We start from the raw sequence: 16781 nt of genomic DNA, 5'->3' as shown, positions 1-16781 counted from the left end.
ATGACACATATTTGGAAAAAATGGACTATGAATAGTAGCTTTTAGCTGTAATGGAGCTGAAATGGGATGGACGAGCTGGAGGGAACGGAAGCACCTACTGAAGATTTTCCACAGAGAGCCTATTCTGCAGTGTATCCAGCCCCAATAACTGCCTTTGCATAAGGTATCTACTATTTTCGTTTTCTCTTAATCGGATAACTTCGCTTAATTTGTAATTTCTTTCTCGGCGTATGAGTAGGCTGAGAGGAGTGTATGCGGGATGCTTCTTGTGTCGTTAATCGATTAATTTTCTCCTGGATCCAAGCACTGTGCCTTCTATGAATCTCATTTACCTCTCCATGTATTGCATCCTTATACTTAACCGTCCCCATATTCTCATGCATACGATAATATACGAGCGACTTTTGCACGTAGCCAGCAGAGAATATCATCAGCACACGCGTCCACATTTCATAATCTTGGGTGTATCGTAAGCTCTCATCAAACCATCCAATTCGGTCAAATACATCTCTTCTCATCATGACGGTACAACCATTTATCGGACAATATTCCCTCATCATTTTTAATAGAGACAGCTCGGTCATAGCAGTAGGCATCGGAATGGGAGCCGTAGTGACTTCTCCACGGTCGTTCATATATTGGAAGCTACTAAATGAGAAGGCGTAGTGATAGGTTTTCATAAATTCGAGCTGCAGCTGCGTCTTGTTTGGGAGAAACAGGTCATCTGAGCTCAGCCAAGCAAAATAGTCTCCAGTCATATGCCGTATTCCTTCATTTAATGCTGTCGCCGTACCACCGTTTTTCTTGCGTATATATTTGATTCTAGGAAGATAAGGTGTCACAAGCCGGCTGTATTCCACCTCGGATCCATCATCGACTACGATTACCTCGCAGTTGGCATAGGTTTGGTTTAGAGCACTCTCAATTGCTGTACCAATATAGGGGCAATTATAGAACGGAATGATAATCGAAACCTTCTCCATTGCTGCACCGCCTTTTTCTTTATCATTGGTTACAGCATATGTCGATAGAAAACAAAAGGAGTGAGCAGGACACCTATTCACTCCAAAAATAACGGAGTCTGGAAACACCGGCTATTTCTTTCTTTTATTGCCAATTCCATATTTTGTTGATAAAATTATAAGAAAATTATTAATATTACCACAAAATTTCACAAACGGAGGCTCTTACATGAAGTTGTATGTATCAGTTGATATGGAAGGGATTACGGGATTACCTGATATCTCCTTTGTCGATTCAAACAAACATAATTATGAACGGTCCCGACGTATCATGACCCAGGAAACGAATCACGTATTGGATACTGCATTCGGCAGCAATGTGGAAGAAATACTAGTCAATGACAGTCATTCCAAAATGAATAACCTATTATTTGATGAGCTGCATCCCTCTGCTGATTTGATTACAGGAGATGTGAAGCCATACTCAATGATGCAAGGATTGGACGAAAGCTTTGGTGGTGCCATGTTTCTTGGCTATCATGCCCGGGCAGCTACAAAAGGGGTAATGTCTCACTCTATGATTCTAGCAGTTCGTAATTTTTACATAGACGATGTGACTGTTGGAGAACTAGGGCTTAACGCCTACGTAGCAGGCTATTACGGAGTGCCCGTATTAATGGTGGCTGGAGATGATTGTGCAGCACAGGAGGCAGAGGCACTCATTCCAGGTGTGACGACCGCTGCAGTGAAGGAGAGCATATCGCGTTCCGCTGTTAAGACGTTGTCTCCTAAACGAGCAGAAAAACTTCTGCGAACAAGAACGGAACAAGCTTTAGCAAACCGGCATAACGTGGAGCCGCTCATCCCTCCGAAAAACCCAACACTACGGATCGAATTCACAAACTACGGGGAAGCAGAATGGGCTAATCTGATGCCTGGTACAGAATTAGAGCCAAATTCAACAACGGTCAAATTTGAAGCAAAGGATATTCTCGAAGCCTACCAAGCGATGCTAGTCATGACAGAGCTTGCGATGCGTACATCATTCAGCTAAGGGGGAACACACATGGTTCGCTACATAATAAAGAGGTTCCTGTTGATGATCTTTACGATTTTCATCATTGCCTCTATCACCTTTTTTCTCATGCACGCCATCCCTGGTTCGCCTTTCAACGAGGAGCGAGGCAGCAATGAAACAGTGCAAGCTAACCTCGAAAAGCATTATCACCTGGATGAGCCTTTATTTGTGCAATATCTCATTTACATGAAATCTGTTGCCACGTTTGATTTCGGACCTTCCATTAAACAGCCAACCGAAACAGTTAATGACTTGTTAGGACGCGGCTTTCCTATTTCCTTTGAGCTTGGCATGATTACGATTGTCGTAGCGATTATATCCGGCATTCTGCTTGGAGTATTTGCGGCGCTGAAGCATAACGGCATCATCGATTATCTAGCGATGACGGTAGCCGTATTAGGAATTTCCATACCAAACTTCGTCCTGGCTACCTTCTTCATTCAGTCCTTTGCCGTTTATCTTGAAATTCTACCGGCAGCAACATGGAAGAGCCCGATGCATATGATTCTGCCTACCCTCGCTTTAGCGACTGGACCGATGGCGATCATTGCCCGCCTCACCCGCTCTAGCATGGTAGAAACCTTGACACAGGATTATATTAAAACCGCCAGAGCGAAGGGGCTACACCCGTGGAAAATCGTTATCAAGCACGCGTTAAAGAATGCGCTTCTACCTGTTGTCACCATTTTAGGCACACTGCTTGCGGGCATTTTGACAGGTACATTTGTCATTGAAAAAATCTTCGCCATTCCTGGTATGGGAAAATATTTCGTCGAAAGCATCAATCAGCGTGACTACCCTGTCATTATGGGGACAACGGTGTTCTATAGCGCCTTTCTCATTGGCATGCTGTTTTTAGTCGATATAGCTTATGGCATTCTCGATCCTCGTATCAAATTACATAACGACACCAAACGAAAGGGAGGGCGATTCCGTGCAAGCACAAAAGACGAAGGAGTGGAAGAACCATCCCTCTAGCATTCCAGATGAATGGTTTCAACGAAAAGAAAAAAATCCAAACGACGCCGAAACAGTGGTCAGGCCTTCGCTCTCCTATTGGCAGGACGCCTGGCAGCGACTGCGGCAGAATAAGCTTGCGATGGGAGGGCTTTTATTTCTACTAGCCCTTGGCTTTATGGCCATTTTCGGACCAATTATATCGCCACACAGTGTGTCGGATCAGGCACTAGCCAATCAAAATCAGCCGCCCTCAGCTGAGCATTGGTTTGGTACGGACAAGCTTGGACGTGATGTGTTCACCAGAACGTGGTATGGCGCAAGAATATCCTTGTTTGTCGGACTGATGGCAGCGCTGATCGACTTTTTCATCGGGGTTGTCTATGGAGGGATTGCTGGCTATAAAGGCGGCAGAACCGACAACATCATGATGCGTATTATTGAAATTTTATATGGCTTGCCCTATTTACTCGTCGTCATTCTACTACTCGTTGTGATGGGACCGAGTTTATTAACCATTATTGTCGCATTAACGGTAACAGGCTGGGTAGGCATGGCAAGAATTGTGCGGGGACAGGTATTACAGTTGAAGAACTATGAATTCGTGCTTGCCTCCCAATCCTTTGGAGCGAAAACGATGCGCATTATTAAGAAAAACCTGCTTCCGAACACGATGGGTCCTATCATTGTGCAAATGACGCTAACCGTTCCAACTGCCATTTTCGCAGAGGCCTTCTTAAGCTTTCTAGGACTCGGCATTCAATCCCCTTATTCGAGCTGGGGGATGATGGCAAACGAAGCATTAGGCGTCATTTTATCAGGACATTGGTGGCGTTTGTTCTTCCCAGCCTTCTTCATCTCGGCTACGATGTTTGCTTTTAATGTACTCGGAGATGGACTTCAGGACGCACTCGATCCGAAGCTAAGGAGGTAACAGCATGGAGAAAATACTCGAAATTAAAGATTTACACGTCTCCTTTCAGACATACGGCGGCAAAGTGCAGGCCGTGCGCGGCGTTCACCTTGACGTACATAAAGGAGAAACGCTAGCAATCGTTGGAGAGTCCGGATGCGGCAAAAGTGTTACAGCCAACAGCATTATGAAGCTGATCCCATCCCCTCCCGGCACCATTGAACGGGGCTCGATTACGTTTAAAGGGCGCGACATTACAAGGCTGTCCGACAAGGAAGTACGGGCCATTCGAGGGGTAGACATCTCAATGATTTTTCAGGATCCCATGACAGCATTGAATCCGACGCTTACCATCGGCACGCAGCTAACCGAAGGAATAAAGCAGCATCAAAGACTCTCGCAAGCTGAGGCCAAAAAGAAGGCAACAGAGATGCTGAATCTCGTCGGTATTCCGAGCCCGGAAGAACGATTAAAGCAATATCCCCATCAATTCAGCGGCGGTATGCGACAGCGAATTGTCATCGCGATGGCCCTAATTTGTGAGCCTGAGCTATTGATAGCTGATGAACCAACCACCGCTCTTGATGTAACGATACAGGCACAAATTTTGAAGCTGTTCGATAGGATTCAACAAGAAACAGGCGTATCCATTATATTAATCACGCACGACCTTGGCGTTGTTGCCAAGATTGCCGATCGCATCGCCGTAATGTACGCTGGCAAAATTATCGAAGTCGGCACTCGCCGAGAAATTTTTTATCAGGCCCAGCATCCTTATACACAAGGGCTGTTACACTCCGTTCCACGTCTTGATCAAAAGACGGACAAGCTCGTCCCGATTGATGGGACGCCACCTGACTTATTCGCCCCTCCAGAAGGGTGCCCGTTCACAGCACGGTGTCCCCTGGCAATGGAGGTGTGCGGGAAAGTATATCCGTTTCATGCTGATTTAAGCCACACCCACGCAGTAGAGTGCTGGCTTCAGGATGAACGGGCAAAGCAACACCTGGCAACTTAATTTACAACTAGGGGGAATGAAGATGAAAAAATGGTTATGGTTAGTCATGACTGTTCTGTTTGCCCTTGCGTTAAGCGCTTGTACGGCAAATGAGGATGCTGGCAGTGAGGAATCCAGCGATGATAACAACAGTGAAAGCAGCGAGGAAAAAGTATTGTACATGAACAATGGAACAGAGCCTACCTCCATGAATCCACCAATAGGTTTTGACTCGAATTCCTGGAACGTCTTAAACAATGTTATGGAAGGACTGACTCGTCTCGGCAAGGATGACCAGCCACAGCCGGCAGCTGCTGAGGACTGGACCGTATCAGACGACGGTACGGTGTACACCTTCACCATCCGTGAGGACGCCAAATGGTCTAACGGCGATGATGTCACAGCAGGCGATTTTGAATACGCATGGAAAAACTTATTAGACCCTGAAGTGGCTTCTCCGGCTGCCTTTCTTGGCTATTTTATTAAAGGCGGAGAAGCGTATAACAATGGCGAGGGCTCCCGTGACGACGTCATGGTCGAAGCAGTAAACGATAAAGAGCTGAAAGTGACGCTGTCCTCTCCAACGAACTATTTTCTACATTTAACAACGAACCCTGCTTTCTTCCCAGTCAATGAAAGCGTCGCTACGGAAAACGCAGAATGGTTCGCAGAAGCAGATACCTTTGTCGGGAATGGTCCTTTCACCGTTGCCTCCTGGAAGCACGATAGTGAAATGATTATGGAGAAGAACGATCAATATTGGGATAAAGAAACCGTCAACCTGGATAAAATCAATTGGGCGATGGTGAACGAGACCAATACGGAATACCAGATGTATGAAAGCGGTGAGCTGGACGTTTCTGAAATACCAGCAGAAATGACTGAACAGCTTTTGGATAGCGAAGAAGTCGTTATTGAAGACCAGGCAGGTACCTATTTCTACCGCTTCAATGTTAATGAGGAACCATTCCAAAATGAAAAAATCCGAAAAGCATTCGCCATGGCCGTTAACCAGCAGGAAATTGTGGACTATATTACGAAAAAAGGAGAAGAAGCAGCATTTGGCTTTGTCTCCCCAGGATTCACTGGACCATCTGACAAAGACTTCCGTGAAGTAAACGGCAAGCTAGTAGAGACAAATCCAGAAGAAGCTAAGAAATTGTTAGAGGAAGGGATGAAGGAGGAAGGGTATGATGAGCTTCCGAAAATCACCCTAAGCTATAACACGAGCGAATCCCATAAAGCTATCGCAGAAAGTATGCAGGAAATGTATAAGGACGCACTAGGCGTTGAAATCACACTGGAAAATGCCGAATGGAATGTTTTCCTGCAGGATCAAAAGAACTTAAAGCACCAGCTTTCCAGAAGCTCCTTCCTTGCTGATTACGCCGATCCGATTAACTTCCTGGAGAGCTTCACGACAAACTCTACGATGAACAGAACAGGCTGGTCCAACGAAGAGTATGATAAGCTAATTGAGCAAGCAAAGGCTGAAAAAGAAGAAGAACAACGCTTTGAATACATGTATGAAGCAGAAAAACTTCTGTTTGCCGAAATGCCAATCTTCCCTATCCATTTTTACAATCAAGTGTATCTGCACAAGCCTGGAGTGAAGGACATTGTCCGCCATCCAGTTGGCTATCTAGATTTAAAATGGGCAGATAAAGAGTAATGGTACTACAGGACTTCCGCCCCAATCGGTGCGGCGGTCCTGTTTTCTATACATAATAAAGGAATAAAGAGGGAAGAAAGCGAAAGTAGTAGGTAGAAAGACGTTTCATAGTTGAAAGGATGACACGATGAACATCAAAACCATAGAAACCTATCCCGTAGCCATACCATTACATAAGCCGTTCAAAACAGCGCTGCGTACTGTAACGGTGGCAGAATCCATCTATGTGAAAATAACGTGTGATGATGGAACCACAGGCTGGGGAGAGGCACCTCCTACCCATGTTATTACCGGAGAAAGCCTCTTTAGCATCCAAGAAACCATCAAGCATATCCTAAGTCCGGCACTTATAGGAAAGTCCCTATTGGCTAGAGAAGAAGTGCTCCACCTCTTACATACGTCGATTGTCGGCAATACGAGTGCCAAAGCAGCCGTAGACATTGCTCTGCATGACTGCTTTGCTAAACGGTGTGGCCTTCCGTTATACCAGCTGCTTGGCGGAAGCACATCACAATTAGAAACAGATTACACTGTCAGCGTGAACTCTCCAGCCGAAATGGCGGAGGACGCCGCTGCTTATGTAGAAAATGGATTCCCTGTATTAAAAATAAAAGTTGGCAAGGATACAATAGCAGCCGATATAGCGAGAATAGAAGCTATCCGCGAACGAATCGGCTCTGAAGCCACCATTCGCTTGGATGCCAATCAGGGCTGGACCCCTAAGGAAGCCGTATCCGCCATTCAGCAAATGGAGCAGCGGGAGCTTGGAATTGAGCTAGTAGAGCAGCCAGTACCTGCCCACGACATAGAAGGATTAAAATATGTGACAGACCACACCTCTATACACATCATGGCGGATGAGAGTGTCTTTTCAGAAGAGGATGCACGCCGCGTCCTTGTCACGAGAAGTGCTGATTTATTGAACATCAAGCTGATGAAAGCAGGAGGTATTCATAAAGCTTTGCAAATTAACAAGCTGGCTGAAAGCTTCGGTGTACCATGCATGGTCGGCAGCATGATTGAAACGAAGCTAGGCGTTACCGCCGCAGCCCACTTTGCTGCAAGTCAGCGGAATGTTACCCGCGTAGACTTTGATGCACCACTCATGCTAAGCGAGGATTTAATTGACGGCGGTATGCAATACAATGGACGTATTATAACGTTTACAGACGAGGCTGGTCTTGGCATAACTAATGTGCGTACAGAAAAGGAGGCAATTCGATGAGTGAACAAACAAAATGGATCGTACAAGTACCAGTAGCAACACTTTGGACCACACCCGATTCCGCACGTGTAATAGATGAGCCTGGTTTAACGAATCCGCTCCGGCTCGATGAATGGTATGCCCGCATGACCTATGAGCCGCGGCTCGCCTTGTGCAGCAATAATCTGGTTCAATCCCAAATGCTGTTTGGCGAAGAGGTCATCGTCGATCGTATTAAGGGCTATTGGGCTGAAATCGTTGTTCCATCGCAAGCCTCCAAAAAAGATAAGCGCGGCTATCCCGGCTGGGTACCAATTCACCAAATTGCCGAGGTGGACGAGCATTGGAATGCGAGCACCGTGGCACGCGTTATTACTCCATCCGCTCCCCTTTTGAATACAGAAGGCGAGCATCTATTCGATGTCAGCTACTTAACGCTGTTGTCCGTAACTGGCAAAGCAGAGGACTATGTGCAGGTACGAACGCCTGAGGACGGTCCAGCCTACGTACAGGCGCTTCATGTGGAAGTATTTGCTTCCTTAGATGCCATTCCACAGGGGAACGGTGAGGATGTCGTAGCTGCAGGCATGCAGTTCATTGACCTCCCATACTTCTGGGGCGGCATGAGCTCCTTTGGCTATGATTGCTCCGGATTCAGCTACAATATGCTCAAAGCTGCAGGCTATGAAATACCACGAGATGCATCTGATCAAGTGTTAAGCGGCAAAGAAATTCCTTTGGATGAAGTAGCGCCAGGCGACCTTATCTATTTTGCCTATGAGGAAGGAAAAGGAAGCGTCCACCACGTTGCAATCTATTACGGAGACGGTAAAATGCTGCACGCACCAAAAACCGGCAAAAGCATCGAGGTCATCCCAATCGAAGGGACCTTTTATGAAAAAGAGCTATGCGCAGCACGGCGCTTTTGGCACGAAACGGAGGAATCCTCATGAAGCAGGAAGTGACCCTGAAGGTAGATAGATTGAAAAAATATTTTCCAGTCGGCAAGGGCCTTGAGCTAAAGGCTGTCGACGACGTAAGCTTTGACATCTATAAAGGAGAAACATTCGGACTCGTTGGGGAGTCCGGATGCGGCAAATCCACGACCGGCCGCACCATTATGGGGCTGTATGACGCTACAGACGGCGAGGTGTTGTATAACGGCGAAAACATCCATACCATGAAGGAGCGCGAGCAATTTCGCTTAAAGCGGAACATGCAGATGATCTTCCAGGACCCATATGCTTCCCTAAACCCACGCTCCACCGTAAAGGAGATTATCTCCGAGCCGATGGAGGTACATAAGCTGTATGCAACCGAAGCAGAAAAGCTCGACCGGGTTTATGAGCTTCTAGAAGAAGTCGGCCTGAATCGCGACCATGCCAACCGCTACCCGCACGAATTCAGCGGAGGCCAGCGTCAGCGCATCGGCATCGCCCGGGCACTCGCACTGGATCCAGAAATAATCATCGCCGACGAGCCCATCTCCGCTCTCGACGTATCCGTGCAGGCCCAAGTCGTCAACCTACTGCAGCAGCTGCAAGAGGAAAAAGGACTCACCTACCTCTTCATCGCTCATGACCTATCCATGGTCCAGCACATCTCAGACCGCATCGGCGTCATGTACCTTGGTCATATGGTCGAGCTCACCGACAGCGAAGAGCTCTATAACAACCCGCTCCACCCATACACGCGCGCGCTGCTATCCGCTATCCCGATACCAGACCCAGACGTAGAAGACGAGCGCGAGCAAATCGTCATCGAAGGCGAAATCCCAAGCCCCATCCATCCACCATCCGGCTGCGTCTTCCGTACCCGCTGCCCCATGGCCATGGATGCCTGCGCCAAGCACACCCCCGTCTGGCAGGAAATCGGCACCGGCCATTACGTCGCATGCCACCTCTACAATGACGAGATCGGGGATGCTGACGAAAAACCGAGCACCAGCGGGGTGAAGGTGAATATTCGGTGAGGAGAGTTTTTTTGGAAGAGCATTCTTTTTTTGTGAGGGAGCTCTGGCCTTGCGGGGGCTGGGGCGCTCATAAATTAATAAATCCGCTCATATATTGGAGAATTCGCCCATAAATTTCAATATTCGCTCATATTTTCGAAAATTCGCCTATAAATAAAAAAATTCGCCCATAAAGAAGGAAACTCCCCTCTTTTGTCTAATATATAACTTCAAATAGAAGGGAGTTTCCAAATGATTATTAAAAATAACGATCAACCCTCCGTTTATCTCCGCCAATTGGAAGCGTTGAACCGACGACTTGCTGGCCATCACCCCAAAAAAGAGAAAGTTGCTCAAATGTATAGGAATCACTACAGTGGGTACCTTGGGGAAAGAGCTCTTCATTATCCGCTCTCTTTTATCAGGCACAAGCCGTATGCTATTTTGTTTGATGTTCGTTTAGAAGATTTCAACCATACTTACTTCCAAATCGATTGCCTCCTCCTCACTCCTCATTTCATTCTTGTCTTAGAAGCAAAGAACCTTTCTGGCTCATTTGTCTATAATGCGGATTTTGGCTTTCTGGAAAAAGTGAAAGACGAGAAGGAATCAGCTATGAATGATCCAGTTCATCAGGTGTTTACTCAGCGGAATAAGTTAGAAGAATGGTTATCCACTCACAAATTCCCCACTCTACCTCTTGAAGCCCGCTTCATCAGCGCCAACCCAAATGCAATCTTCCGAACCTCTAACAAGGATTATGCTACCTATGTTATTCGAATGGAAAGACTTCCTAGTATGATTAATAGCTTTTGGGATGAATATCCATCACCCGCTATTACCACCCGTCAGTTCAAAAAGCTCTACTCTACTATTCTTCAACATCATGTTACCTATTTCCCATCTATCTTAGCGCAGCTCCATATTGATAGGAAAGATATTTTAAGAAGAGTGTATTGCAATAAGTGCGATGCTTTCAGTTATAGGAGACGCAACTCCCTGTGGTTCTGCCCATACTGCAATACCTCTTCCAACACAGCACATCAATCATCTTTAACAGATTACGCTCTCCTTTTTCATCAACACATAAGCAATGCTGAAGCTCGCTCTTTCTTAGACGTTGCCTCTAGAGATGTGATCAAACGCCTTCTTCTAAAAGAAAACTTCCCCACCACCGGCACCCGCAAATCCACTCGCTACGACCTCACTTCACTCCTTTAAGGAAACAAATAAAAATTTTCAAAGACAACCCCCACGCTGCAGACAGGTATGTCGTATAGTATGGATGTAACCGCCGCTTCGGTGATTCTTTTCTAACCCGTGGGAAAAGAGTTGACATAGAGGTGTGTGGTTATGAATGAGTAATGTAAGTGATGATAGTGCCGTACATGACAATTCCAGTTAATGCGGCAGTCTTATGTACTTCCCCTATATGACGTACGCCTATGTACTAGGTACCCTATGCAGTCCCTATCTGGCTCCCTCCAGATAGGGATTTTTTTGTCTTTTCATAGCCTTCATACTACATTAACAAAAAGTTTACATATGAGTAATATTTGTAATATAATTGTAGATATTAACCAATTATGAAGGACTGTGATCTATGAAACAAGCATTACGTACTATCGCGAAAGGTGTAACGATAGTAGAGTTCCATCTATTTTTAACTACGCTGCTAGTAATGGTTATCCACCTTTCCATTTTCCAAATGAATATACAAGAGCAAATCGATTGGATTCAAGCGAATACAAGGGTATTTGCACTGATTTTAGCTGGGGTATTTCTAGCCAGCTTGTTATTAGCTCGTTACTCTTTGCGCTTCTTTACTTATATCTCTTCTTCCACCAAACGAACACGTCTTACTAGCGTTCTCGCTATCATCTTCTCCTCCATCCTTTCTGCTATTCTAGTAAACTTCTTTTTCCAGATAGCCAACCAATTATTTCAGGTCGATGCTGCGATAGATTGGATTCAGGAGAACTCGTCAATTTTCCTCGTGAGTTCTATTTACTTAGCTTTGTTCGCCCTTGGGTTATATTTATTGATTGGTAATGTACACGTCACTCATTTGCTCTATCTTACTGTGGGAGCTGGATTGGCCTATGCCCATTACAATAAAATGAAATTTCGAAGCGAGCCGCTGTACCCATCTGATTTTAACCAGATCGCCCATGTTGGCGACGTGATTCCGATGATATCCGAGTATTTATCAATTGGGCTGCTGCTCCTTATCGCAGCAGCCATTATTCTCTTGGCTGTGCTTATTCCATTTTTGCCAAAAGGGAAAATGGTGTGGTGGTCCCGCCTAGCTGTCCTTCCGATTGTTGCCTTCCTGCTTTATTCGTTTACCTACTATGAAAGTACGTATGCGAACAAAGTTATCGACAAAATGGAAGTGTCGCTAATTCCGTGGAACCAGGTGCAGAATTATAAAACAAACGGATTTGTCGTAAGCTTCCTATACAACATGCAGGGGAACCAATTTGCGAAGCCTGATGAGTATGATAAGAAAAGAGTGACGGACATTACGAAATCCCTCCCGCTCTCTGGAGCTTACAGTACAGCAAGTGCGACGCCAGGATTTAAGCAAAGTCCGAATGTTATCTTTCTAATGAGCGAAACCTTTTGGGATCCTACAAAACTGGAAAACTTGCAATTTAGTGAAGATCCAATGCCATATATCCGCAGTTTAATGAAGGAATATCCATCCGGCCAAATCCTATCGCCTAGTTTTGGTGGAGGAACTGCGAATGTGGAATTCGAAGCGCTAACGGGAATGTCTACTTCCTTTTTAAAAACAGGAACGACACCATATCAGGAAATGGTCACAGGGCAGGACCCGTTCCCGACCATTGCTTCTACCTATAAGCAGCATGGCTATGATACGACTGCCTTTCACCCGTACAAGCGTGTCTATTATAAGCGGCCTAATGTGTATGAGCAGTTTGGATTCGATGCATTCGTCAGTAAAGAGGGATTCGAGCACACCGATAAAAACGGCGGAAAGTATATATCCGATGCGGCCCTCACTAAAGAAATGATTCAGCATTTAGAAAAGACAGACGAGCCGTCCTTTATGCACGTCGTTTCTATGCAAAATCACTTCCCTTATGACGGGAAGCAATACGAGGAAATGCGTATTGACGTAGAAGGACTATCTTCCAAATATGAGCCGATGATGGAGGAATTTGCGGAAGGAATTAAGCGTACGGATGAGGCGACGAAGCAGCTCGTGGAGCAGCTAGAGCAGCTGGATGAACCTACGCTCGTTGTGTTCTGGGGAGATCACCTGCCGATACTTGGCAGTGATAAAGCACTTTATAAAGAAGCGAGGTTCACAGAGGGGAAAAGCGAGGAGCAAGCCGAGGTACTCTATCATGAGACGCCACTATTCTTCTATGCCAACTACCCGATCCAGAAAAAAGAGCTTGGCACCATCAGCCCAATCTATCTGCCATCTCTTGCGCTTGAATATTCAGGTACGCCAAAGCCTCCTTTTTATGATTTCTTATCAGAGCTGAAGCAGGACCTGCCAGGAATTCAAAAGCGTATTAAGCTGGATGAGCACGGCAATATTTTAACGAAGCTGCCTAAAAAAGAGCTTGCGCTGCTTAGTCATTACAAGCTGTTAGAATACGATTTGCTAGACGGTCAACAGTACACCGAAGAGGAATTATTTTCTCAATAATAAAGGAGAGTCCATGGGAGACTCTCCTTTTTTCTATGAACGATAATACGGATCTACTTCATCGGTGATAAGCATATGTCCTGGAGCGTGGGTAATCATAAGCGAAGGCTTAGCCTGTAGAGCTACATGCTGCGGCGTGACGCCACAGGCCCAAAAAACAGGCGTTGCATCTGTATCGTTATATTCTACCGCTTCACCATAATCAGGCCTCTGGATATCATCAATTCCGATATCCGCTGGATTGCCAATATGCACAGGCTCTCCGTGCGCATGCTCGAATTGACCAGATATCGCTAGCGTCTGATCCAGATAGTCATTCGGAATGGGACGCATACTTACAACCATTTTGCCTGTAAACGCTCCCGCTCCTTCCAATGATATATTCGTCTTGAACATCGGGACGACTTTGTCCTGCTGTTGATGAGCCAAAGGTATTCCCGCATGTACTAACGCTTCCTCAAATGTAAAGCTGCAGCCAAGCAGGAAGGTGACAAAATCCTCCTGCCAGTAGTCCACGATATTCGTTACTTCCTCCTGAAACACTCCGTCCTTATATATTCGATACTTTGGAAGGTCGCTTCGGATGTCGGCATCTGCCGTTTTCGGGCGTGTCACACCAGCTTCAAGCACTTCGACAAGGGGGCAGGATTTAGGGTTCCGCTCACAAAACAACAGGAAATCAAAGGCGTATTCCTTCGGGAGCGTCACCATATTCGTTTGCACATAGCCTGGACACATTCCAGAAGTCGTGCCCTTTTTTTCTTCTGTACGAAATGCCAGCCTTTCTGCAGTCGGGTTCATCAGCTTCACTCCTTCCTTTAAAGGTCCTTATATAAGTGCTTCACTCGGGAGTCAAACACCGGTACGTTTTTGCGCCATTTGTGTACTTCCTCTAAATCCAACGTGCCTGTTATCATCTCTTCCTGTTCAATGCTACCCTCTGCAACAAGCTCTCCGTTCGGGTCCACGATGAGCGATGTTCCGCTAAAGGTTGTTCCATCATAGCTTCCACAACGGTCACTCGAAATGACGTACATCTGATTTTCAATGGCACGAGCTCGCTGCAATGCCATCCAGTGGTTCCGCCGCGCCAACGGCCATTCCGCTACAACAAACATTACTTCAGCCCCCTCTAACGCTAGCTGACGAGCGAGCTCTGGAAAACGGAGATCATAGCAGATGATAATTCCCATTTTCACTCCATCAAGCTCAAACGTTTGTCCTGCTTCTCGCCCACCTGTGAGGTAGCTCGGCTCATCGAGCATTGGTACGAGGTGGATTTTATCATAGGTGTACACAACTTCTCCTTGATTGTTCACAACACACGCTCTATTAAAGACGTCCTCCCCTACCACAGTGGCAAAGGAGCCGCCTACCATATGTACACCATATTTCTTAGCAATATGCTGCAGGAAGGAAGTAGTCGGCTCCCCATTCACATCCGCCACGTCCTTCAATTCAGGTAACGTATAGGCCGTAGTCCACATTTCCGGCAGCACGACAATGTCTACGTCCTTCCCCTTCACATTTTCGTCCATCCAAGCGCTCACACGCTCATGGTTCGCTTTCACATCTCCTGGTACAATATCCATTTGATAAATCGCTATCTGCATATATATCCTCCTCGAACCCATTATTCTACTCTCTATATTAAAGGAAGTTTGCTCCCTACACCAAATTTTCTGATTATTATGGTTGGAAATAGCAGCTTATGTATAGTTGTTACGAGGAGGCTACATATTGAAGAGTTTAACCAAATAAGGTGGAGTATAAAGTCAAGAGTAGTGCTAGAGGTCTAAATACGAATCAGAACCTCTGGAAGTTGGAAGGTTATAGCACACTGAAAGATGAAGAGGTAACTGATATTGGGGAAGCTGGAAAGATTGGATAGAAAGCTGACAAGCTCGTCACATTAGAACTTTTTGCAACGTGTATAAAGTGATATAATATGTGCACTAGGGCATGGGCGTATATAAGAAAAGAACGACACTCAAGATAATCCACCGGTCAAAGTGATATATGAGTGTCGTTCGTATTGAATTCAATGCAATCAATTATTGTTCAGAGGCTTACTAACAATAAATCTCTGTAATTATGCGCCCGCCTTAGTTTTTTGTTGCCATTTACCATTTTCATCCTGCCATTTAATGATCATCGTACCACCTTGGCCTGTCATGTAGAAAGTTTGGGTTGGATTAGCAACCAACTCTCCAGAGGTTCTCCCTCCTGCCATTTGCCACTCAACATAAACTTTGAAGTCATTATTATTAGTAACTCGCCAAACTCTATCTCCCTCTTGTATGTCTAAGTCAGGATGTTCTGCTTTGAATTTGTCAGATTGACCGTCTTGGATATATGTTAGGTTAAGCTTTTGTATAACTAATTCAGCATCATGAATATCACCAATTTCGATGTCAACATTGTTAATTTCCTCTTCCGTCATAGGTTCGGCTTCTTCAGTAGCAGCAGCGACTTCTTGGGATACATTTCCTAATTCCTCTACTTTGTCGTTTGCTTTGTTCACTTCTGCCTCAAGTCTTGCAATTTCATTCTTATTCTGGTTATTCTCAACTTTTAAAGCATCATATTCATCTTGTAAAGCAGTTAATTCATCTTTAGTTTTGTCTAACTCTCCATTAACTTCGCTCAACTGGTTTTCTAGGTTTTCGAGTTCAGTTTGTTTTTCTTCGATAAGAGCGTCCTTCTCCGCGATAGTACTATTTGCAGCTTCTAGATCAACGATAAGCTGTTCTTTCTCATCTGTTAATACTTCTATCTCATTATTTAGGTTATCAGTTTGTTTTTCTAGGTATTTCTTATCCGCCTCTAGATCTTTAATTTTGTTCTTAGCACCTAGTATGTTCTGATTAGCAAGCTCTATTTTTTCCGCTGCTTCAGTTTTTAGAAAATTGATTTTATCCAATAAACTTCCTTCACTTACTTCGTATTGTACCACCTTGTTCTTTAAATCGTTTAACTGAGTTTTAACGTTGTCCACCGTCTCTCCCCCAGTAAACATTACACCTCCTGCAATTACACCAGTTGCCACAACTCCTGCTACTGCAGCCTTTGCTGAAATAATCCCCATAAAATTGTTTCCTCCCCAATGATATTCTATGTAGCGAACATTTTTGCTACAAATAGTATGATAAACCATCGTTATAACGAACGCAATGAAAAAATGAGAATATTTTCATGGTTTATAAGTATCATGAAATTTTAATAGATGTCACATCTCTTAAGAAGATGTGTAAATAAACAAGAATTTGTTATCCGAGATATGAAATTAGTAAAATTACAATAATATCCTTTTTTGCTGTCGCTTAAGGTAAGCAATATTAACAAATCCTTTGCCTTGA

General features: G+C 45.1%; 14 protein-coding genes. 10 read left to right on the top strand and 4 right to left on the bottom strand.

What is annotated here, in order from left to right; genetic code table 11:
- Positions 1-170: 170 nt before the first annotated feature.
- Complete coding sequence (locus tag ACFFGV_RS17240; RefSeq protein ID WP_377350504.1) at positions 171-983, bottom strand: glycosyltransferase family 2 protein; 813 nt, start codon at positions 981-983, stop codon at positions 171-173.
- Between the two features lie 208 nt (positions 984-1191).
- Between ACFFGV_RS17240 and dppA the strand changes: the two genes are divergently transcribed.
- The 10 genes from dppA to ACFFGV_RS17190 all read left to right on the top strand — a co-directional run bounded on the left by dppA (position 1192) and on the right by ACFFGV_RS17190 (position 13422).
- A complete protein-coding gene (gene dppA, locus ACFFGV_RS17235) occupies positions 1192-2016 on the top strand; it encodes a D-aminopeptidase DppA (RefSeq protein ID WP_377350502.1) in 825 nt (274 codons plus the stop codon).
- A 12-nt stretch (positions 2017-2028) separates the two neighbouring features.
- Positions 2029-3018 carry an ABC transporter permease gene (locus ACFFGV_RS17230; protein WP_377350500.1) on the top strand — a complete coding sequence of 330 codons (990 nt, stop codon included), beginning with the start codon at positions 2029-2031 and terminating at the stop codon, positions 3016-3018.
- Positions 2975-3931 (top strand): ABC transporter permease, encoded by a 957-nt coding sequence (locus ACFFGV_RS17225; RefSeq protein WP_377350498.1) that lies wholly within the window; start codon positions 2975-2977, stop codon positions 3929-3931. Before ACFFGV_RS17230 ends, ACFFGV_RS17225 begins: the two co-directional genes overlap by 44 nt.
- A gap of 4 nt (positions 3932-3935) precedes the next feature.
- Positions 3936-4928, top strand: coding sequence for an ABC transporter ATP-binding protein (locus ACFFGV_RS17220; RefSeq protein WP_377350495.1), 993 nt, complete (start codon positions 3936-3938; stop codon positions 4926-4928).
- 22 nt (positions 4929-4950) lie between these two features.
- Complete coding sequence (locus tag ACFFGV_RS17215; RefSeq protein WP_377350492.1) at positions 4951-6579, top strand: peptide ABC transporter substrate-binding protein; 1629 nt, start codon at positions 4951-4953, stop codon at positions 6577-6579.
- Positions 6580-6706: 127 nt separating this feature from the next.
- Positions 6707-7804, top strand: a complete 1098-nt coding sequence (locus tag ACFFGV_RS17210; protein ID WP_377350490.1) for a dipeptide epimerase — start codon at positions 6707-6709, stop codon at positions 7802-7804.
- Positions 7801-8736 carry a C40 family peptidase gene (locus ACFFGV_RS17205; RefSeq protein WP_377350487.1) on the top strand — a complete coding sequence of 312 codons (936 nt, stop codon included), beginning with the start codon at positions 7801-7803 and terminating at the stop codon, positions 8734-8736. Before ACFFGV_RS17210 ends, ACFFGV_RS17205 begins: the two co-directional genes overlap by 4 nt.
- Positions 8733-9755 carry an ABC transporter ATP-binding protein gene (locus ACFFGV_RS17200; protein WP_377350484.1) on the top strand — a complete coding sequence of 341 codons (1023 nt, stop codon included), beginning with the start codon at positions 8733-8735 and terminating at the stop codon, positions 9753-9755. The genes ACFFGV_RS17205 and ACFFGV_RS17200 overlap by 4 nt, the downstream gene beginning before the upstream one ends.
- Positions 9756-9986: 231 nt before the next feature.
- Positions 9987-10955, top strand: coding sequence for a nuclease-related domain-containing protein (locus ACFFGV_RS17195; protein ID WP_377350482.1), 969 nt, complete (start codon positions 9987-9989; stop codon positions 10953-10955).
- Positions 10956-11337: 382 nt separating this feature from the next.
- Entirely contained in the window at positions 11338-13422 is a 2085-nt protein-coding gene (locus ACFFGV_RS17190) for an LTA synthase family protein (protein ID WP_377350480.1), read from the top strand.
- A 33-nt stretch (positions 13423-13455) separates the two neighbouring features.
- Here the strand turns inward: ACFFGV_RS17190 and ACFFGV_RS17185 are convergent, their stop codons facing one another.
- The 3 genes from ACFFGV_RS17185 to ACFFGV_RS17175 all read right to left on the bottom strand — a co-directional run bounded on the left by ACFFGV_RS17185 (position 13456) and on the right by ACFFGV_RS17175 (position 16510).
- A complete protein-coding gene (locus ACFFGV_RS17185; RefSeq protein ID WP_377350478.1) occupies positions 13456-14223 on the bottom strand; it encodes a putative hydro-lyase in 768 nt (255 codons plus the stop codon).
- Positions 14224-14240: 17 nt separating this feature from the next.
- On the bottom strand, positions 14241-15035 hold the full coding sequence (locus tag ACFFGV_RS17180; RefSeq protein ID WP_377350476.1) for a carbon-nitrogen family hydrolase: 795 nt from the start codon (positions 15033-15035) through the stop codon (positions 14241-14243).
- Between the two features lie 479 nt (positions 15036-15514).
- Entirely contained in the window at positions 15515-16510 is a 996-nt protein-coding gene (locus tag ACFFGV_RS17175; protein ID WP_377350474.1) for a hypothetical protein, read from the bottom strand.
- Positions 16511-16781: the final 271 nt, after the last annotated feature.

This window comes from Pontibacillus salicampi (assembly GCF_042434395.1).
Lineage (GTDB): Bacteria > Bacillota > Bacilli > Bacillales > BH030062 > Pontibacillus > Pontibacillus salicampi.
Note: the sequence above shows the minus strand (reverse complement) of the source record. Positions and strands in the feature narration are given on the sequence as shown.